The following is a 21419-nucleotide window of genomic DNA, read 5'->3' as shown; positions in this document are numbered from 1 at the left end:
TCCTTATTAATTACTGCTGCTATCTGCCATCAATTTATACCATCTACAAATAGTATTTTCTACGATATTAATAAGGGCATATAGCCCTCCTCCTAATAAAGCTAGCCCTATTACACCTGCATACATAGCTAAGTAATCTCTACTATCCATTCGATTTAAAATGTAATAACCTAATCCACTAAATGATGCAAAGGTTTCAGCTATAAATAGGATTGCTAATGCTGTTCCTAATGAAGCTCGCAAGGAAGTCATTACGCTCGGTAAGCAATAGGGTAGTGTCAAATGGCACAGTGTTTGTAGTTTTGTAGCGTTCAATGATTGAATAACTTGTTTCTGAGCATAAGGAATTCCTTTTGCGGCATCACGAATTACTACTACCAATTGAAAATAAAGAACAAAGGCAATTAACATGATTTTTGGGACATCCCCTAATCCAAATAGCACGAGAATAATTGGTAAAAAAACAACCTTTGGGATAGGATAAAGCACATATAATAAAGGACTTAATAAAAGATCTATCTTTTTATTCCACCCCATAAGTAAACCTGTAGGAATCGCGAAAAAGAGAGCACAGATTATACCGATACCTACTCGATAACTACTTATGAAAAAATGCTGTGTTAATTCACCACTAGTTACTACTGTTAAAAATGATTGTCCCGCTTCAAAAGGTGTAGGTAAAAAAGCTTTATTCAATGAGATGCTAGATAGATGCCATAATAAAATAATGATAATGGTAGCGATGACTATACTATATGTCTTCTTCACACGGCTCTCCCTTTAGTAATTGTTTAATTCGTTGTTGTTGACGATACATGAAAGCAGGATTACGTCGCTCCTCTATCTGATAATCATTCTCAATGGTGCCTGCAATTGTTTTTCCATTCGCGTGAAAGACGACGATGCGATCGCTCATCATCAACGCTTCATCAATGTTATGTGTCACAAATAGTAGCGTTAAATTTCTTTCATGACGTATTTTCTGCAATGTTAGTATTAATTGCTCCTTCGTTAAAATATCTAACGCTGAAAATGGCTCGTCCATTAACAAAACTTTTGGCTTTTGGATTAAAGCTCTCCCTATTGCAACCCTTTGCTGCTGTCCCCCGGATAGTTGAAAAGGATAACTGTACTGCTGATTGTGAATATTCAATTGTGATAAAATAAATTGTGTCTCTTTTTCCCGTTCCTGCTTGGGTCGTTTGGCCAGCTTTAAAGGGAGAGCTATATTATCTTTCACCTTTTTCCATTGGAACAGGCCGTAATTTTGAAAAATAATCGCTATCTCCTGCTGTGGTCCTTTCAATTCTTTTCCATCAAAATAAACGGTTCCATTACTCGGTTTTTCCAAACCAGCTACAATTTTTAATAAAGAGGATTTCCCACTACCAGAAACACCAACAATAGCTACACATTCACCAGAAGATATTTGAAGGTTAATGTTTTGCAGGACATTAACCGTACCTGAGGCTGTCTTGTACGCTAAGTCAACATGCTGAATTCTATACACGACATATCCCCCTTTTTATTGTTCTTCCAATGACGTTTCTACTAGATCTTCATATGGAAAAGCTTTGTCCAATAATCCTCTGGAAACTAACCAATCAGATATACGCTCGACATTTTCTTGTGCTGGCACACAATTAGGAGTAAAAACTGGAACTGCATAATGCCCTTTTAAAATTTCCGGTACGTTTGCCACTTTTAGAGCAAGTTCAAAGTATTTTTCTGGGTGCTGATTTAACTGTTTAATCGCTTCGTTGTAAGCGCTTAGGAAGTTTTCAATCACAGCTCTATTTTCTGTTATGTTTTTTTGTGTCATAACGATGACTGATTGGGAAAAGTTCTCTCCAAGTGTTGTATCATCAATGACAATATTTGCACCTTGTGCAACAGCATAGCTTGCCAATGGCTCAGGTAATATAGCTGCTTGCGCTTCTTTTCCAGCTAATACTGTATCTACACGTAATGAAAGATTCGGAAGATGAATTTTCGTTATTTCAGAAGAATCTAGTTTCAAATGTCGTTCATATTGCTCCATTAAATAATCCATCATTGTATTCTCAGAGATCATGACAGATTGCCCTACTAGCTGCTTCGGTTCAACAATAGAGCTATGTGGAGAAGAAACGACTAAAAATCTTCCTTCCTTCTCCGTCGCACCTAATGCTAATGCAATCGTTTTAACATCAATGCCCCCCTTTTTTATTAAATTTTGAACGATCATATCAGTCATCATGCCATCTAGTTCACCAGCCTCCATCGCCTTCGATTGATCAGAGGCACTGCCAAACTTTATAAGCTCAACATCGGCACCATATTTTTGGAAAAGCTGATCCTTCTCTGCAACATAAAGAGGCAGACTATCATCGATACGCAACACACCTATTTTTAGTGAAGAATGCTTGGTCATTTTTGTATCTTCACTACACCCACTTATGAAAGCCAAAATGACAATCATAAAAATTATTCGAGAAAGGTGATATTGTCTCATAGAGCACCTTCCTCCATAGTGACACTGTTTTCCTCAACGAATGCTGCTAGTTGTTCAAGACGTGAATGAGTGAATAATGTTTGAATAGAAAGCGCTATATTAAATTTCTCCTTTATTTTTCCGATAATTTGAATGGCCATTAAAGAATTACCTCCACATGCGAAGAAATCATCATCAATTCCAGGATGTGAATAAGACAATATTTCTTCCCAAATTTTCGCTATTTCTTTTTGCATCTCTGTAAAAGGCTCTCTATATTCAGATGACTCCTCTTGCTCTAGAGGTAACTGTTGTAAAAGTTTACGGTTAACTTTTCCGTTCTCTGACAGTGGCATTTTATCAATATATTTGTACACAGTAGGTAACAAATAATTAGGTAATTTTTGTGCCAATAAATTTTTGGTTTGTTCAATAGTTAGACCATTTTGTTCATCTTCTAATACTACATATGCCACTAATATTGTTGCTCCATTACGTTTATGAACAATTGTTGCCGCTTCCTTCACAGTAGGCAATTTAGCTAGGTGATACTCTATTTCACCTATTTCAACCCGATAGCCATTTAGTTTAATTTGTGAATCTGCTCTCCCTAAAAATTCAATATTGCCATCAGGTAAATATCGCCCTAAATCTCCTGTATCATATAGACGTTCATTTGTAATTGGGTGAAGTAAAAATTGGTCATTTGTCCGCTCTTCATTTTTCCAATACCCCATAGCAAGTCCTAATCCTCCGATATACAATTTCCCTGGTACATTCACAGGACAAGCTGCCATTTGATCATTTAGTATATAGTAATATTGATTGGCTAAAGGTTTGCCATAAGGTATGCTCTTCCAATCCCTATTTACTGTTTGTATATCGAAACTATTTGACCATATAGACGCCTCCGTCGCACCACCTAATCCCAATATTCGAGTCTTTGGCGCAATTTCCCAAACATCTGTAGGCAAGCTTAATGAAATCCAGTCACCACTCAATAACACAGCCCTTAATGTTGGATACTGAGCAGACTCTATATTCCTACTATATTCTGTTAACATTTGCATAAAGGCCGGCACTGTATTCCAAATGGAGATGTGATGATTTTGTATTAATTTTTTCCAATATGCAGGTTCTTTTACATGCTCCGCTTTTGGTATAACAATTCCACCACCAGCAGCAAGTATGCCAAAAATATCGTATACGGATAAATCAAACGTTAGGTTAGATAACGCAAGAATACGATCCTCCGTACAAACAGCAAGTCGATGATTAATATCTAATACTGTATTTACTGCACCTCTATGATCAATCATGACACCCTTCGGCTTACCAGTAGAACCCGAAGTATAAATGACATACGCTAAATCTGAAGGCAACAAGTCAGGACTATCGACTAGACATTCTTGATGTGCCCATTTAGCATCAACGACCGTCACATGATAATCATTTAGGAAGGGTAGCTGTGTGAGTATATGTGCTTGTGTTACTATAGATTGAACTTCTCCTTCTTTTAAAAGAAATTCCATCCGTTCAATAGGCGTTGTACAATCAATCGGTAAATATGCCTTCCCTGCTTTAATAATCCCCAATGCAGCAACTATTTGTTCCCATCCTTTTTCCATAACAATAGCAACTAATTTCCCTTTAATACTATCCCGTTCAAGTAATGATTGAGCAGTATGATTTTTTAAATGACATAGCTGTTGATACGTAATAGTTTTTTCTTCTGAGAACACTGCGATATTAGTAGGATTTTCAGCTATTTGTTTTTCAACAAGACTTATCAACGTCTCATTTGATATTTCTGTGTCCTGCCCTTTAATTTTTCCTACTTGCTCTTGAGATGGTAAACGCACAAGACTTCCAATTCTTTTTTTCCATAAATCTTCCTTCGTAGAAAGCTCTTTTAAAATACTGCTGTATGCCTCAAACATGCCAATGACTAAATGCTGTGGGAAAATCTCCTCTATTGCATCCCAGCTTAGCCATAGTTCACCTTTTTGCTCTGAAACTTGATGATCAAGCCAAACTTGAGGAGTTTGAGATAATCCATATACAATATCTCCTAAATAGCCACCCATTGTTGTTGCCCCATTATTTTTTTCAAGCCCTAATCCACTCGTAAAGACAAATGGCATCATTATGCCCATTTGACGATTCCACTTTTTAGCTAGTGCACGCTCTACATATACACCACCCACATAAGGATGCTCTAAATCCTGCAATAGTTGCTTTTGAACATTTCTAGCACGTTCTAAAAAAGATTCTCCTTTTGACATATCAATAGATAAAAGATTAAGCGATGTAAAGTCACCTATAAGCTGTTCTACATCCGGTTCAAATAGCACACGATGGAAACGAGTAAGATTTATTGTAAATTTTGGTTGACTACTCCATCTTGCTAAAGTTTCTGCATAAGCAGCGATTAACAAGGATGCTGGAGACAAGTTCATTTTGGTAGCTAATTGCTTTAAGGCTAGCCATTGCTGTGAAGATAGCTTCTCTTCATATCTCGTAAACTTACAGTTAGATAAATCTCCTTTATAATCAAGTAGAGGTAAATCTGGTGCAGGGTACATATTATCAATACGTTGATTCCAATATTGCATATCCTGCTCATACATTTCTGTTTCCCGAATTTTTTCATAAGCCAATATATAATCTCTGAATGTAGTGTGAAGCACTTGTAGTTTTGCAGAAGAATCATCATATAGGCGCTTCCACTCTTTAAATAAATAGAACATACTAAAACCATCAAAAATAATATTGTCAAAACTAATATGTAGTCTTGTTTTATGTTCATTTATAGTCGACATTCGAATATCAAACAATGGCCACTCACTTGGATTAAATGTTTGATGCTCCATCTCACTTCGCACTAATGTAAGCTGTTCTTTTTGCTGTTCTGTTGAAAGATTTGTAAGATTGTACGATGCAATAGAATAGTACTCTACAAACTCTTGAACCTGTTGGTGTTGTCCATCATTTAAAATGACGGCCCTCATCATATCATGATGTTGTATGAGACGATTCCATATTTGTTCCACTCTTACATGATTTAGAGCTGGGCAATCCATTTCAAAATAGCAGTGAGTGGATACATCACCGTATGCATAAATACCACTACGACCTAGCCAATATGCTTGTTGAACTTCTGTTAATGGAAATGGCTCGAAACGATCCCGCTCATTAGGGACTATAGTTGGTAGCTTTTTCTCCGTTTCTTCGTTTGTCTTTTGTAGCACTAATTCCTCTAATAACAGTGCCATCTGTTGAAAAACAGGTTGATTGAAGATTGCTTCTAAGCTGATTTTGACAGCAAATTGCTCTTTTATTTTTGCACTAAGCTGAGTAGCTAATAATGAATCCCCGCCTAGCTCAAAGTAATGATCACGTATGCCAATTGCATCTACCCCTAATACTTCGGTCCATATTTCTGCTAACCTTATTTCGATTGGGGTTGCTGGTGCAATAAATTCTTTTGTAGCTAAATTGACTTGCTCAATTTCAGGGATTGGTAATGCTGCTCGATTCACTTTGCCATTGGCCGTAATAGGTAACTCCTCTAATGGAATAATTACATGAGGAATCATATAACTTGGTAATCGTTTTTCTAAATAATGTTTAAGTGGCTCTAGCTGGAATTCTGAAAATGATTGTCTTTCAACTTGAGCTACAAATAAATACTGAGTAAAGGCTGTATCAATAGGCTGAAGCGTAATATTTGTAAAGCCCTCTTCTTTAAAAATAGAGAGCCAACGATCTTCCGATAGTAATGGAAGACATGTATTTTCCCGTTCATCCTTATAATGTGTAAAACCATCTTCTAAAAATGCTGTACTGACTAATTGCAGAGGATTATTCTCCGTCATTTCTAAATTAACGAATAGCCCACCATGCTTTAATAACTTCTTTAAATCTTTAAGTGAATTTCTAATATGGACTGCTCTATGCAAAGAGTGCGACGCCACAATCAAATCATATTCACCATCTATAAAACCTTGAGAAATTGGACATTTATTTATATCAAGTACTTTAAAATGGATATTGGGCTGTAAACCTACTATTTTTTGAACACGATTTATAAAGTAGTTGGACTCATCTGTAGCAGTATAATGAATCTCATCTTTTGAAAAAGTCTCTGCTAGCATACGAAGTGTGTTCGTATGACGCACCCCAACCTCTAATATTTTGAGTGGTGCTTGGCGTTCTGTTCGATTACTTAAAACGGTTTGAATCAGAGTCGCTATTAAATCCTGCTGTTTTTTTCCATCAGACATGTTTTCAGTCAATTGTTCTAAAGGATGTATGTTATGATGAAGCAATAATTCTAAAGGCTCTAGTTCACCCGTTAAAAGTGCATAGCTTTTTTCAAAAAAGTCAGAAACAAACGCCCTTATATATGTTGTTTGCATTTTCTCTAAACTACTAAACTGTTCTTCACTATTAACGATTAAACATTGTTTATTATGAATAGTAGATCCTTCACAAGAAACTAAATTGTTTTTTTCTAAAAAACTAAACCATTGATATATTAAACTTTGATATCTGCTGTTAATTTTTTCTCGCTCTATTATTTTTAAAATATTGTAACGAACATCTTTTTCTAGCGGAAATCCTAATTTGGAAATTATTTTACTAATCATTTCCATAGTAAGATATTCGCAATAATCCTTTAACGACCGATAACGATTTTCATTCTCATTGTAAGTTTTAGTAAAATCCCCATTCTCTTTTAATTGAACAATATAAGACCAATCAATCATTGGTTTATTATATTTAATAGTTTGTGCTTGCTCTTTTTTAGAACTACTTACAATATAAGCGGCTAAATATTGGTTTTCCTCTCCTCTGACCGTGACAGCAGCATCCTCAACTATTTCATAACTTCTAATAGCACTTTCGATTTCACCTAATTCAATACGGTGACCCCGTACCTTTACCTGTGAATCATTTCTTCCTAAAAACTCGATAAGGCCGTTGTTCCAAAATCGACCGATATCCCCTGTCTTATACCAACGAATACCTTTCTCTTCAATAAAGCGTTCAGTAGTTAATTGTGGCTCTCCTACGTATCCTTTGGCTACACCGGCACCTCCTATCCACAGCTCTCCTGCTTTCCAACTCGGACAGTCTTCCCCATTTGTATCAATAATTCTATAAAACTGATTTTTCAGGGGTCTTCCATAAGGGATTGAACGCCAACTTGCTGGTATTGGATGATTGACATCATAATAATTGGACCAAATTGCCGCTTCTGTCGCACCGCCCATTGCTACTAATAGCCCTTTCGGTGCTACTTTTAACAGTCTCTCAGGAATATCTAAACTAATCCAATCTCCTGACAACATCACAATACGTAAATTTTGACAAATCATCTTTACGCTCTCGGCTTCTATTAATAACATCTTCAATAAAGCAGGTACTGAATTCCATAATGTAATACGGTAATTACATATTAACTTTAACCAAATATCTGCGTTTCGAGCCGTATCTTCTGATATAAGGACAAGGCTACCACCAACACTTAAAAGACCAAATATATCATATATAGATAAATCAAAATCTAATGATGATAATGCTAGAATACGATCTTCTTTGCTAATATCATATTTTTTATTAATATCTGCAATTGTATTCCAAGCGGCCTTATGACTAATTTCTACACCTTTTGGTTCTCCCGTTGAACCTGATGTGAAAATAATATAAGCAGAACTGTTTACATCTACTTTAGGAAACTTCACATGACCAAATTGATGTATCTGTTCCATCATAATAACTTGTACTTGTTCAATATCTTGGTACTTTTCTTCGTAGGAGGCCGTTGTTAGAATAAAAGAAACATTTGCCTTCTCAATAATTTTTTTATAACGTTCAATCGGCTGTGTCACATGTACAGGAACATAACAGCCTCCAATAGCTAGTACGCCTAAAATCGCTTGTATTTGCTCTAATCCTCTTGGCAATGAAATAGCTACTCGATCACCTTGTTTAAAACCATTATGTAACAGGGCCGCAGCAACCTTTTCCGCTTGTAAAGACAGCGTCTCATAACTAACTTCTTTATGACTTATACCATCTATAAGCGCTATAACTTGTGGTTGTTGCTTTGCTTTTTCGAAGAAAGACGTGTGCAAGCCTTGAGCATGATCTTCTATTGTGGCATTATCAATTAATTGACGTCTTACTTCTTGTGCTTTTGTTTCGATAGCTGGCTGTTGAAGCCAATGCTGTTCATCTTCAATTAACCAATCAATAGTTTTGATAAACAGTTCAAACATGTCATCCAACAAACCTGAAGGGAATAATTCATCTAAACCATCCCAAATACATAACAAACCATCATCCATATCAAACATTTGGAAATCCAACCAAACTTGTGGCGTTTGTGAAATCATATAATGAATAGTACCAAATGCATCTTTAAACTCCTCATTTATAAGTGGTACGCCTAAATTACATGAAAAAACTATCGGAGCAAACACTTTTTCATCTGGGAAATACTTAGCCATATCCCGTTGAATTTTCACACCTGAATAAGCGGTATAGTTTAAATCTTGATGAAATTGCTGTTGTAAACTTTTCGTAAATGCTAAAAAATGTTGTCGATTTTCACTATCGACTTCCAATAATAGTAGCGTAGTAAAATCAGCTACAACTTGCTCTATCTCTTCAGACAAAGTATCTCGGTTAAACAATGGAATATTAATAATAAAACGAGATTCACTGCTCCATTTACTTAATGTATAGGCATAAGCTGCTAACAATACCATTGCAGGTGTGACGTTATGGTGTGAGGCAGTCAATTTAAGCTTACTCCAAGTTTGTTCTTCTAAAAAATGCTCCCTTCTTGTAAATTTAGGGGTGTGTTGTATCAACTCAGCATTGTTTGATAACGGTAGTTTTGGACCTAATGGCAAAGTAGTTAACCTGTTTTTCCAATAAGCTTCTGCGTAACTTTCTTCATTGGCAATTGCTAGTGCTTTATCATGTAGATATTTTGCAAAGTTCCAATTTTCAGGTGCCTTCGGTTTTTGCTGTCTAGAATAAGCTGCCGCTAAATCTCTTAAAATGATTTGGAAACTTTGAACATCAGCTACAAGTAAGTCTATATCGAAATGGAGACGAGTTTTACCATTTGGTAATAGAGATAGCTGTAAGCAAGCTACTTCCCCTTGATCAATTGCCAATAGTCGGTGTGAGGTATTAGCGCGAATAGTTTCTAGCTTTTTGCTAATCTCGACTTGCGAGCAAGTTGTAAAATCGTGGACATCAATAGTTGTAAAAGGTGATTCTTTTAAAATTTGCTGTTGACCATCTTCTGTATATTTGACACGGAGCATAGGATGATGCTGAATTATTAATGCCCATGCTGCTTTAAGCCGCTCTATATCAATTTTCCGCCCATCAATTTCCATATAACCATGACAGCCATTTCCACCTAAATATTGACCGCTTTGTCGTCCAACCCAATAAGCATACTGTACATCTGTTAATGGAAAAGGTTCATACATATTAGCTACTGTCTTATCTTGATTTTCTAATAGTTCGTTATCATTATTAATTGTATATACATAATCTCTATTTATTAATTTATTCCAAGCACTTAAATACGGCTCGGATATTAATTCTTTAAAGGTAATTGTTACCCCAACTTTTTTTAGTTTGCCAACTAATTTCATCACTTGTAAGGAGTTTAAGCCTAATTCTAATAAATTTTGATCCTCATGTATTTCTTTCTGTATACCGAGTAGATGATTGACTTCCAACGCTAGACTTTGGATATTATCTAGATCATTCTTTAATCTCAATACTTTGACACCTCTCTTTCTATAGTAATCTGTTTTAATTTGTTCTTATCAACCTTCCCTACATTTATAAATGGTAACCGCTCTACATATATGATTTGATCTGGAAGTTTATATTGAGCAACGCCTAGTTGGATTAGAAAACTACATATCTCATCTCGTTCAATTCTTTGTCCATCCGTAACTAAAAATGCACAAATGTTCTCTCCTAACTCTTTATCTGGCAAACCGATAACAGCTACATCTTTAATAATTGGATGTGCTCGTAGAAAGCTTTCGATTTCAGAGGGTATAATATTTTCACCTGCACGATTAATTTGTTCCCTTACTCTACCAACAATTTGTATATTCCCCTCTGGTGTTATACGTGCTTTATCACCAGTACGTAAAAAATAATTTATTGTGAAAATATCAGCATTTAAAGCAGGTGCTTGATAGTAGCCCCCAAATGTATACGGTCCTTTTGCCACCAATTCCCCAAGCTCACCTTGAGGAACTTCTCTTCCTAGCTCATCTATAATCTTTATTTCATCACCTAAAGAAATTGCTCGCCCTTGACAGCTCGTAACAGTTTCTATAGGATCATTTAATGCTGTGAAGCAAGTTATTCCTTCCCCTAATCCATATCCTTGTTGTATTTTACATTGAAATTTATCCATAAAATGAACAGCTGTTTTTTGCTCTATGTGAGCAGCACCAATTAAAACAACCTCTAAACTCGACATATCCAATTCTTCATACCATTCAAAAGCTTCTAACCATAAGCTAGCTATTGTTGGTACAATTGAGGTATGTGTCACACGTTCCTTTTCTATTTCTTGAAATGCTTCATCAAAGCTAGAAGTTTGACATAATACCACTTTGCCTCCTGTAAAAAGAGTGCCTAATATGCCTGGAGAGCATAACGGATAATCATGTGAAATAGATAGTACTGCCATGTATACAGTTTCAGGAGTCATCCCACATTTTTCAGCAGAGGCTAGTGCATTGTAAGCATACGCCTCATGGATTTTCGGAATAATTTTCGGAATACCTGTAGTGCCACCAGACAATAAATATAACGCAGTATCTCTATAATGTGGTAAATCACTAACCACTAATGAATAGCTACTTTCTTTAAGCTGATCTAATGTTACATGTGTAAAAGTTGCTGGCCACTGTACGGTAGATTTACCCACCGTCACAATATATCGAATACTTTTATGCAGAGGGATGATTTGTGCAGCCATGCACTCATACTGAATACCAAGATGAGCGTTGCAACATATATAAGCTATTGGCTGTACCATCTTTGCGATTGTATCAATTTCTATTTCTCTATGAGAAGGTAACATCAGAACAGGCTGCACACCTATTTTTAGTAGACTAAATAATACAGTAATAAACTCAATTGTATTTGGTAATTGTAATAAAACCCGATCACCCTGCCGCCAACCTAATGACAAAAAGCCTGTCGATAATTGCTCAATTTCTTGAAGCAATTCTTGATAAGTTAGGCGTCGATTTCCTTCCACAACTGCTATGTTATGAGGAAATTGTTCAGCGATAATTTCTAGCTCCTCCATTAATGTTTTCTTTCTTAAGAAACCCAATTGCTCATATCGTTCAACCTCATGTAAATACCAATCCATTTGTGAAGACATGCTTTTCGCTCCCTTCCTCTCATCTACAAAATACATTTTGTTATACGCTACTTAATTGATGTTCCTTTCTCCACATTGCTGCATATTTGCCTTCTTTAGCAATGAGCTTTTCATGTGAACCTTCTTCTACGATTTGTCCTTCATTAACAACTAGGATTTTGTCTGCATTTTTTATAATGGAAAGCGTATGGGCAATCATCACAACCGTTTTTTTCTTTGTCAAAAGATTTTTAATCGCTTCTTTTACAGCCAGCTCATTCTCGATATCTAACGACGCTGTTGCTTCATCTAATAAAAGTATTGGGCTGTCCTTTAAAATAGCACGTGCAATGGATATACGTTGTCTTTCACCGCCCGATAGCTTATTACCATTTTCTCCAACAATTGTGTCATAGCCATACTCTAATTTCTCAATAAAATCATGGCAGTTTGCTTCTTTCGCAGCATTAATAATTTCTTGTTCTGTCGCTTCTGGCTTTGCATAACGAATATTATTTAAAATCGTATCATTAAACAAAAATATATCTTGGTCGACTAGTGAAATTTTCTGCAATACTTTTTCAGAAGCAATCGATTGAATAACTTGCTGACCGATTAATATATCACCGCGTTCAGGCTCATAGTATTTTGTTATTAAATTTAAAATAGTTGATTTTCCCGAACCCGATGGTCCAACAATCGCCACAAACTGTGAAGAATCAATTTCAAAATTGACATTTCGTAGTATAGGTTCCCCTTGGTTATAAGCGAAATTCACATTTTGAAAAGCTATACTATACTGTTCAGGTTCAAAAGAAGTCTCATTTGATAACTCCTCCACCTCTTCTATGACACACTCAATTTGTCTTTTTGCAATCATTAAGTTTTTATAAGAGGTTAAATCAATAAAAAGTGTGCCAAATAATTTGCATGTAAATAAAGGGGAAATGCTAATTAGAAAGAAAGAAGACGCATCTAAATTCCCTTCCAGCCATTGATGTCCTGCTAAATAAAGAACAATCGGTAAACTTAGCCAACACAAAATACTAAACGTTGTACCAATTGGAATTACTTTTATCTCATATAAATAACTAACATCACTATAGTCCTTCATTGATGAGGTTGTTGCTTTATTTTTAACACCACCCAAACCAAATGATCGCAACGTTTGAATACCATTTATATACTCAACTACAGCACTTGTGTTACTTGTCATAATATTTTTCTTTTGATTTCCGTATTTTTTTACCATTAAAAAGGACAAGTAAAGAGTTGGTATTAACAATAAACCTGAACATAACAGAACTACTCCAGCAGGTATATAAATAGTCGAAATAAAGCCAATTAGCAGTAAAGTAAATGAAGAATTTTTTATAATATCTCCTATTTTATGAGTCAAAATATTTTCATAATTATTGACACTTGTTGTCGTTGCATTAATGTACTCTCCTGTTTGTGCCTTCGTAAAGGAGGAAAGCGGTATTTTTTTCATTTTATCGCCCAGTGTCAAGCGAAGAATTCTACTAATCTGGGCACCTCCGATTTGCCCTCTCGTATAACCAAACGCGTAGATGATTAAACGAATAACAAAAACAGCGCCTAACAATGACAGAATTCGAGTTAACAAGTTCATCGTTAATTGCTCTGTTATTAAAGCATTAATCGTGTAATATAGTACGATAAAATTAAAACCAGCTAGCATACCCTCGATGACATTGAAAACAATAGAAAGATAAAAAGAAGCATTTTTTGTAAATGCATTTTTTTTGTCCATACTTAAGTCTCCTTCATAAATAGGCTTTCCCTTGAAAGACCCTTTTTTTCTACAAGTACAACATCGTTAAAATTCATACGTAATTTCTCTAGCTTTACTATAATCCTGCCAAGTCTTTTTATATGAAGGGTTTTCTTCTAGCATTTCTTGATGCGTTCCACATGCTTGTAGTGTTTGATTTTCTACAATTGCCACTCGATCACAATGCTTAATAATACCAAGACGGTGTGCAATGATAATTACTGTTTTACCAACACAAAGTTCAGCAATGGCTTGATCAATCTCGGCCTGATTTTCTGGGTCTGCTGCGGATGTTGCTTCATCTAATATTAAAATCGGTGCATCTTTTAAAATGGCACGTGCAATAGCAATTCGCTGCTTTTCTCCACCAGAAAATCTAGTTCCAAAACTCCCTACCCTCGTATCGTAACCATCAGGTAATGAAATAATAAAATCATCTATTTGTGCTTTTTTCGCCGCAGTTCTTACCTCATCGAGTGTGGCATTAGAACCCATGACAATGTTTTCAAACACTGTACCACTTGTTAAAAAGGTCTTTTGGAAAACTGTTGTTATATTTTTTAATAATTCCTCATAATCAATATCCTTCACATTTTGATTACCAATCAAAACTTCTCCTTGCTGAACATCATTAAAGCGTGAAATTAACTGTACAATGGTGCTTTTCCCAGAACCTGAGTCACCTACAATAGCTATTTTTTCATTTTCAGCAATAGACAGATTCACATTCTTTAAATGTTCTTTTTGCCCATCATAAGAGTAATTGACATTTCTTAGTTCGATATTGTAATTGTTCGGAAATGCTTGCCCTTGCCCAAAAACAGGTGTTTCTAAAAAGGCTACGCATTTCTTTACAGCATTTAAAACCTGTGCAAAGTTTGAACCTAATTCCTGTAAAGGTCGTAATTCTGTTAAATACAATGAGCCTACAAATGCAAAAAGAATAAAGACACTTCCTGTTAAACTACCATTTAAAAACCACATTCCACCAATAGGTACCATAAGGAGTAAGCCACATTCTATAATAATGACAAAGCTCGCATATGGTGGACCCATTTTTAAAGACATTTCTTTCCAAATATTAAATTCATCATCTACTGCGTTTGTAAACTTTTTAAATGATGAACTACTCATGTTATATGCCTTAATTAAACGCATTCCTTGAATATATTCGATAATGATTGCATTTAGATTGGCTATGGAACGTGCTCCTCGATCCATTAATTGATTCGTCCCCCGAAACATTATTGCCATTACTGCCACTGCAACAATTAATGGAATAAACGAAATAAGCGCTAACGGTACGTTAACTGTACATAAATAGATGAAGACAGCAATTGGACCACTCAAGTAAAACACTAACTCTGGTAAATGATGTGCTAAAAATAACTCTAGCTTTTCAATTTCTTCATTTAATAGTGTTTTAATTTCTCCTGTATTTCGTTCATTTAAAGAACCTAGTGAAACTTGCGCCATATGCTCTGTTACTTGACAACGCACTTTAAATAACGTTCGATAGGCACCCTTATGCGATAGGGTACCAGAAATAGCAAAGAGCCCAAATCGAACAATTATCGAAATAGCCAAAATCAATAAATTGTGAATTAACAAAGCTTCTGTTAAATTATTGTGATAGACTTGCTTAATTATTTGATAAATAATGAAATAAGGTACAATTGTCGAAAGACCACTAATTAAAGAACATAAAACAGACAAATATAAATATTTTTTATCCTTTCCAGCCCAAGAAAGAAGCATAAAGATCGGATTTTTATTTTGTTTTACAACTTTCCCCATTATCGTTCAGCCCTTCCCTTGCATCGTAATTTTGTATCGTACATTTCTCTGCACATTGCAGGTCAGTTACGTTAGATCCATTCCCTGCTATCTAGTGAAAGTTTCAATTGTATACTGATGATTTTCTTTATTTAACTTATAATCATCTTGCTTCTTTCCATCTCCGAAGCGAAGTATACGATGACAGCAAGATGCTATAAATTCTAAGTCATGTGTAATGACAAAAATAATTTTATTAGCCTCCGCTAAATTCTGTAAAATACTAGAAACCTTTTGCATACTGTCAAAATCTAATCCACTTGTCGGTTCATCAAACACTATAATTTCTTTTTCACTTATTAAACTTGCAGCTACAGCAAGTCTCTGTTTTTGTCCTCCTGATAATGTATTCGGGTGTCGATTGACCAGTTCTAATAAATCCATTTCCTCCAATACTTTTCGTACTAAATTCGGATTGAGATTTTTCACCCCAAATACACATTCTTTTTCAACCGTTTCTGCGAATAACTGATAATTGACATCTTGCATTACCATATAGGAAAGCTGAGCCTGTTTTTTCAATGTTAGTTTTTGTTTATTAAAATAAATATTTCCTGATGATAGTTTATGTAGACCACATATCGTTCTAGCAAAGGTCGTTTTTCCTGCACCATTATGTCCTGTGATTGCAATTATTTCTCCGCTTTTTGCTGTGAATTGAATATTTTCTAATACCTTTCTTTTTTTGTGCGATATTGTGACATCCTTCACAACAAGCTCATGAACTTTTTGTTCAGCAGGTAGCGATTTATGTTGAAACTGTACATTGTCTAAATAAAGTGTGCGGAGTCCTAATTGCCTCAGTTGAAGATCTGAAAGCTGTAAAAAATCCTTTTGTGAGTAAACTGATACAATTTGTCCCTTATTTAATACAATGGCTCTATCAATTAATTCTTTTAAATAGTAAAGTCTATGCTCCGATACAATAATTGTTTTACCTTGCATTTTTAGTAATGCAATCATGTCTTTTAAATCCTCAATAGCAGCCGTATCTAAATTAGAGGAAGGCTCATCTAATACAAAAATATCGGGTGCTACAGCATACACACTTGCAAAAGCAATCTTTTGCTTTTCTCCCCCCGATAAATGAAAAATATTGCGTCGACGAAGCCTTTCTAAACGAAGCTCAGACGTAATTTGCCGCATTCGTTCTTCCATCATTTCTTTTGGATATGCCATATTTTCCATTCCAAATACAATCTCACTATCAGTATCCACATTAAAGAATTGTGATCTCGGATTTTGGAACACCGTCCCAACCTGTTCGCTTAATTCATACATTTTCCTATTTTCTACAGGTTGATTATTTAACAACACTTGCCCTTTTAGCTTTCCAGAATAAAAATAAGGAATTAAACCATTAATTGCTCGGATAATAGTTGTTTTACCACAGCCGCTTTTACCACACAGTAAAATGCACTGTCCTTTTTTGACATGAATATTTATATTTTCTATACCTTCACTTTTCTCATCTGCATAATGAAATGAATATTGCTCGATTTTCAACATATGTACACTCCTCCAAACACAAAAAATGTAAATATAAACATTACAATACTATCACTGAATTGGAATGACACATGTTGAAAGCAAGAACGTTCTTTCGGGTTTTCAATCCCTCTCGCTATGCTTGCAACAGATAATTCATCAGCAATTTTTGAGGCTGCCATCAATAAAGGAACGTAAATACATTCAACCGTTTGCACAGGATTTTTTAGAAAACCTATTATGGAGGGTGAGATGCCTCTTAACTTCATAGCATCCTTTATATATCGCCAATCCTCACCAATCATTGGAAAATAGCGCAACATTACAGCTAATGGAATAATTACCTTTTTGGAAATTCTTATTTTTCCTAAAGCCGTCATAAATTCATTTATTTTTGTTGTTCCAACTAACAATCCACCCATTACAACGCACGGGAATATTTTCCTAATAAACATTGTAAATGATACAAACATTAGCTCCCACGCACCTGACAAAAACATTTCACTTACTAAGTGAACTCCTAGAATTAACCCGTAACCAAGCATCATTTTCAACGAAAAGGAAAACATTCCCATTAGAAAGCAAAGACTAAATATTATGGCCATTAATATGAGTTCAAATTGAAAAGAAGGTGACAAAAAAACCGCTGCATTTACTAACAGTAGTAGATATATTTTCGTTCTTGGATCAAGTTTGACGGTATAAACATGCATATGCATATTACCCTGCAATTCTTCTCCCTTATTCATAATTTCACCGCCCTACCTATGCAAGCACTCCTGATTTTTCAAACTGTTTTCTCAATAATTTTTTTCCCAATAAACCGCTGATCAAAGCGCATAGCATTGTGCCAACAAACATTGTTGGTAACATCCAATTTTGGGCGGTTGTTAACATCGTATCCATATAAGCTTGTTCTGTTCCTTGACCTACCAAATACTCCTTATACGCTTGTTGATTAAGCCACAACATTACGTAAGAACCCATTGGATGAAGTGCAAAAACAATATAGCTTAAAATATTTATTGAAATATTTTTATACTTACCAATCGCTGCTATTAATTCACCAATTATAGCTACTCCTATACAAGCTAATGACCATAACCAGTACATCCCTGTAACAAATGTAATAATCGCTAACAATATTCCTAAAATAAGAATAGGACCAAATTTTGGTACTTTAGCAATCATTAATAAATAAATAGGTCCCGTTAATAGAGCAGCGCCAGCTGGCATTAAAAACGTTAATACAGGATTGGGGGCAAAAAGGGCTGATCCAATCATCATGAATATAAAGAACAGTGCTGAGAAAATACCGACTGTAATTAAATCTTTAATACTTAAAGTTTTTTGTTGTATTGTTTGCGAATACATTTTTATACTTCCCTTCCTTCCTCTAGTAATTATTACTATATTTACTTTATTTCATTGATAATGATTATCATTACCATTATAATGAATCGTAGTACATAAAAAAATAACTACACTATGTTTTCGTCTAATCAAGGAAGAGGAAAGTCTAATTGAGGAAAGGAGAAAACAGATGACATCTCATCATTTTAAACCTCTATTATTAGAGAATGGTTTTTCAAAATTTGACCAAATGAGCAAATATAACTCAGTGGGTACTACATATACAATCGATCCAACTTTAGGTAAAGGTTATTATTGGATATATCATTACAAGGAAATGTTTTCTATTCTTATTCATGATTTTTATTTTTTTGAGGATTATCAGTTAGAATTAACAATGCCTGAACTTTTAACCGTCTCATACTATGAATCTATTTCAGGTGAGGAGCTTAACCCTTACCAACAATTAAAGCCAGGTTATATAAGGAGTTATTGGGGAAAAGGAGAAAAATATAGCGCTATTATTCATAAAAATATTCCAGTACAATCAATCGGTATTGAGTTTACCCCTATTTTTTGTGATCAATTTCTAGCACATAAATATGGTGAAAAATATGTGAATCCACGTCAAGCATTAACAACACTAAAAGCCACAACTACTTTTCCAGAAATGGTAATCCTGTTTCGACAAATAGCGGCTTATCGTGGTGCTGATCTGACCTCTGCACTTTTTTATGAAGGGAAAGTATATGAAGCATTAGCCCTTATAATGGAACGTGTACTTTTCAATGAAACTTGTCATTGCTCACAAATTTCTAAAGAAGATATTCACCAAATTGAGCATGTAGCCACTCATATAGAAAAGTACTACGCCCTACAACTAACTTTAGATCATTTAACTAAAATTTCTTGTATGGGTGCTACAAAATTAAAAAAATTATTTAAAGAAGTGTATCATTGCACAATTACGGAATATATTCAAAAACAACGTGTTCATCAGGCTGAGAAATTACTAGCTCATACAGAGCTCCCTATTAACGAAATTGCTCGAACAGTAGGCTATCAAAGTGCAGGTAGATTTTCAGAGTTATTTAAACGCTATGCCGATTTAACACCGAAAGAATATAGGCAGCAAATATTTAGAGGTTAAACATAGTAGGGGGTAACTGACCATCATAACACTTGCTCTACTTTCCATTACAGATTCACATTTCGATAAATACCATTCAAAATTCACAGCTTTCATTTCAAATGACAAACAGAACAAACTTCAGCAATTCCATTTTAAAGATGACTATAAGCGCGGTTTATTAGCTGACATATTGGCTAGATATTTAATTTCAACGACTTTTAATATAGCCCCATCAGCTATTGAATTTGACAATAATCCATATGGTAAACCATATGTAAAAAATCTACCTTACGCGTTTTTTAATATTTCACATTCAGGAAATTATGTTCTTTGTGGTATCAGTAATATGGGATTGGGTGTCGATATTGAAAAGCAAAAAATACTGGATCTCAACCTCGCTCAACATATTTTTGCTCCCGAGGAATATCAAGATTTAATAGCTTTATCTGACAAACATCAATTTGATTATTTTTATAAACTATGGACATTGAAGGAAGCCTATATTAAATATTGTGGTGTAGGCTTGTCTTTGCCACTCCAATCCTTCTTTTTTAAAATTAATGGTGGCGGCATTCATTTATATGCTACAAACCAATTGGATTCTCTATATTTTTTGACTACCAGTGTTGAACAGCAGTATTCTATAGCTTGCTGTTCCAATGAGCAAATTGAAGCGAATGCTATTGAACAAATTTCTTTACATACTATTGCATCTTTTTTCCAGCAACACGATGAATGATTTATTTTTCATATAAAACAACCCTCAAACTTTATTCGTTTGAGGGTTGTTTTACTTTTCTTAGTCAAAAATAATTTTAAATCAATAATACAAAAGAGTGTATCCAAATGATGATTTGTCAAATTAAGTGCAACAATTGCTCATTAAAAGCCTCGTTTGCAGTTTTCCAACCAAGACATTTTCTTGGTCGGTTGTTGATATAGTTTGATGATTCTGTTAGTTCTTCTGGTGATATTTCATCGAAATTTGTTTGCTTAGGGAAGAACTCGCGAAGTAATCCATTTCCATTTTCGTTACTTCTGCGTTGCCAAGAAGAATAGGTCTAACACTTATAGCAGCTAAATTCTTTACCTCGGTCTGTTGTGGCTGTTTTTATAGCGCCTTTTGGTAATTTAGTATGAAGTAGACGTACTGCTCTTTCCATTGATTGAGCTGAGCGATCCGGTATCAAAAAGCCAACATACCACCGTGTCATTCGCTCAATAAATGAAGCGACAGCAAGTCTTGATCCCGAAAACGAAACACTCCTTCAAGCTGCACTAGATGAATTAATTCAAGGAAAAACAACAATCATCATCGCTCATCGTCTATCCACAATACAAAATGCCAATCAAATTATTGTCATTGAAGACGGCAAAGTTATCCAAAAAGGGACGCATCATTCACTTATTAAAGAAGAAGGTGTGTATCGTCATTTTATCAATATTCGACAAGCTGCTGAGAATTGGAGGCTTTCAACATAGTTTATAGAAGGGGCTGTCTACCGACAGCCCCTTTAATGGGTGATTGCTATATGTATATTGTCAATTGCCTTTACTTATGTAGACCTTGGTGAAACAACGCTTTTGATCGCACCAATCATACCAGGCACGAGAAATACAATGCCAAAAAAGATAGTAAGTAAATTGAAATTTTTTGTTTCATAAAAAGTAAACCACTCTTTGAAAATTGAAGAGTCTGTAATTCTTCCAAATAATGTTCCACTAATATCTCGATAATTAGGAATCCACCCTGTTGCTTCTAGTGTAATAAAGATGATTTGTGACAAAACGAATACACCAATAGAAGATACCCAAGGTTTTTTCAAAAATGAAATATGATGTTGTTTTTTAGCCATGTAATCCCCCTCCCTCCATTTCTTCAAAAAATTATGTCAAAATGAAATAT

The 21419-nt window shown here is 35.0% G+C and carries 12 protein-coding genes and 4 pseudogenes; 2 read left to right on the top strand and 14 right to left on the bottom strand.

What is annotated here, in order from left to right; translation table 11 throughout:
* Positions 1 to 6: 6 nt before the first annotated feature.
* The 12 genes and pseudogenes from ACIPKN_RS24125 to ACIPKN_RS24080 form a co-directional block, all read right to left on the bottom strand.
* Entirely contained in the window at positions 7 to 768 is a 762-nt protein-coding gene (locus ACIPKN_RS24125; RefSeq protein ID WP_400941074.1) for an ABC transporter permease, read from the bottom strand.
* Positions 752 to 1510, bottom strand: coding sequence for an ABC transporter ATP-binding protein (locus ACIPKN_RS24120; protein ID WP_400941071.1), 759 nt, complete (start codon positions 1508 to 1510; stop codon positions 752 to 754). Before ACIPKN_RS24120 ends, ACIPKN_RS24125 begins: the two co-directional genes overlap by 17 nt.
* A 15-nt stretch (positions 1511 to 1525) precedes the next feature.
* Positions 1526 to 2494 carry an ABC transporter substrate-binding protein gene (locus ACIPKN_RS24115; protein ID WP_400941068.1) on the bottom strand — a complete coding sequence of 323 codons (969 nt, stop codon included), beginning with the start codon at positions 2492 to 2494 and terminating at the stop codon, positions 1526 to 1528.
* Positions 2491 to 2709: pseudogene (locus ACIPKN_RS26925) on the bottom strand (phosphopantetheine-binding protein); the annotation flags it as partial. The pseudogene ACIPKN_RS26925 and the gene ACIPKN_RS24115, both read right to left, overlap by 4 nt.
* Positions 2710 to 2817: 108 nt before the next feature.
* Positions 2818 to 4209: pseudogene (locus ACIPKN_RS26920) on the bottom strand (amino acid adenylation domain-containing protein); the annotation flags it as partial.
* A gap of 171 nt (positions 4210 to 4380) precedes the next feature.
* A pseudogene (locus tag ACIPKN_RS24110) lies at positions 4381 to 10248 on the bottom strand (amino acid adenylation domain-containing protein); the annotation flags it as partial.
* Between the two features lie 38 nt (positions 10249 to 10286).
* The gene (locus tag ACIPKN_RS24105; protein ID WP_400941064.1) at positions 10287 to 11930 is read right to left on the bottom strand and encodes a (2,3-dihydroxybenzoyl)adenylate synthase; all 1644 of its coding nucleotides are present in this window, start codon (positions 11928 to 11930) and stop codon (positions 10287 to 10289) included.
* A 40-nt stretch (positions 11931 to 11970) separates the two neighbouring features.
* A complete protein-coding gene (locus ACIPKN_RS24100) occupies positions 11971 to 13683 on the bottom strand; it encodes an ABC transporter ATP-binding protein (RefSeq protein ID WP_400941061.1) in 1713 nt (570 codons plus the stop codon).
* A 66-nt stretch (positions 13684 to 13749) separates the two neighbouring features.
* Positions 13750 to 15501 (bottom strand): ABC transporter ATP-binding protein, encoded by a 1752-nt coding sequence (locus ACIPKN_RS24095; RefSeq protein ID WP_400941059.1) that lies wholly within the window; start codon positions 15499 to 15501, stop codon positions 13750 to 13752.
* 87 nt (positions 15502 to 15588) lie between these two features.
* Positions 15589 to 17049 (bottom strand): ABC transporter ATP-binding protein, encoded by a 1461-nt coding sequence (locus ACIPKN_RS24090; RefSeq protein ID WP_400941056.1) that lies wholly within the window; start codon positions 17047 to 17049, stop codon positions 15589 to 15591.
* The gene (locus tag ACIPKN_RS24085) at positions 17043 to 17777 is read right to left on the bottom strand and encodes an energy-coupling factor transporter transmembrane component T family protein (RefSeq protein ID WP_400941054.1); all 735 of its coding nucleotides are present in this window, start codon (positions 17775 to 17777) and stop codon (positions 17043 to 17045) included. The genes ACIPKN_RS24090 and ACIPKN_RS24085 overlap by 7 nt, the downstream gene beginning before the upstream one ends.
* A 16-nt stretch (positions 17778 to 17793) precedes the next feature.
* The gene (locus ACIPKN_RS24080; protein WP_142507764.1) at positions 17794 to 18402 is read right to left on the bottom strand and encodes an MptD family putative ECF transporter S component; all 609 of its coding nucleotides are present in this window, start codon (positions 18400 to 18402) and stop codon (positions 17794 to 17796) included.
* A gap of 169 nt (positions 18403 to 18571) precedes the next feature.
* On the opposite strand from ACIPKN_RS24080, the gene ACIPKN_RS24075 reads away from it, so the two are divergent.
* Both ACIPKN_RS24075 and ACIPKN_RS24070 read left to right on the top strand, forming a co-directional pair.
* The gene (locus ACIPKN_RS24075) at positions 18572 to 19531 is read left to right on the top strand and encodes a helix-turn-helix transcriptional regulator (RefSeq protein ID WP_400941051.1); all 960 of its coding nucleotides are present in this window, start codon (positions 18572 to 18574) and stop codon (positions 19529 to 19531) included.
* Between the two features lie 16 nt (positions 19532 to 19547).
* A complete protein-coding gene (locus ACIPKN_RS24070; RefSeq protein ID WP_400941122.1) occupies positions 19548 to 20252 on the top strand; it encodes a 4'-phosphopantetheinyl transferase family protein in 705 nt (234 codons plus the stop codon).
* Positions 20253 to 20370: 118 nt separating this feature from the next.
* On the opposite strand, the pseudogene ACIPKN_RS26915 reads toward ACIPKN_RS24070, so the two are convergent.
* Both ACIPKN_RS26915 and ACIPKN_RS24065 read right to left on the bottom strand, forming a co-directional pair.
* A pseudogene (locus ACIPKN_RS26915) lies at positions 20371 to 20748 on the bottom strand (IS30 family transposase); the annotation flags it as partial.
* 321 nt (positions 20749 to 21069) lie between these two features.
* Positions 21070 to 21369, bottom strand: coding sequence for a YfzA family protein (locus ACIPKN_RS24065; RefSeq protein ID WP_400941049.1), 300 nt, complete (start codon positions 21367 to 21369; stop codon positions 21070 to 21072).
* Between the last annotated feature and the right edge of the window lie 50 nt (positions 21370 to 21419).

Origin of the sequence: Lysinibacillus sp. NPDC086135 (assembly GCF_044746345.1) — a bacterium.
Classification (GTDB): Bacteria; Bacillota; Bacilli; order Bacillales_A; family Planococcaceae; genus Lysinibacillus.
This window is presented reverse-complemented; position numbering and strand designations above follow the sequence as displayed.

Coding starts and splice junctions, on each gene's coding strand:
- ACIPKN_RS24085 (WP_400941054.1), bottom strand. CDS start 17,777: ATGAATAAGGGAGAAGAATTGCAGGGTAATATGCATATGCATGTTTAT.
- ACIPKN_RS24100 (WP_400941061.1), bottom strand. CDS start 13,683: ATGGACAAAAAAAATGCATTTACAAAAAATGCTTCTTTTTATCTTTCT.
- ACIPKN_RS24090 (WP_400941056.1), bottom strand. CDS start 17,049: ATGTTGAAAATCGAGCAATATTCATTTCATTATGCAGATGAGAAAAGT.
- ACIPKN_RS24080 (WP_142507764.1), bottom strand. CDS start 18,402: ATGTATTCGCAAACAATACAACAAAAAACTTTAAGTATTAAAGATTTA.
- ACIPKN_RS24095 (WP_400941059.1), bottom strand. CDS start 15,501: ATGGGGAAAGTTGTAAAACAAAATAAAAATCCGATCTTTATGCTTCTT.
- ACIPKN_RS24065 (WP_400941049.1), bottom strand. CDS start 21,369: ATGGCTAAAAAACAACATCATATTTCATTTTTGAAAAAACCTTGGGTA.
- ACIPKN_RS24115 (WP_400941068.1), bottom strand. CDS start 2,494: ATGAGACAATATCACCTTTCTCGAATAATTTTTATGATTGTCATTTTG.
- ACIPKN_RS24105 (WP_400941064.1), bottom strand. CDS start 11,930: ATGTCTTCACAAATGGATTGGTATTTACATGAGGTTGAACGATATGAG.
- ACIPKN_RS24075 (WP_400941051.1), top strand. CDS start 18,572: ATGACATCTCATCATTTTAAACCTCTATTATTAGAGAATGGTTTTTCA.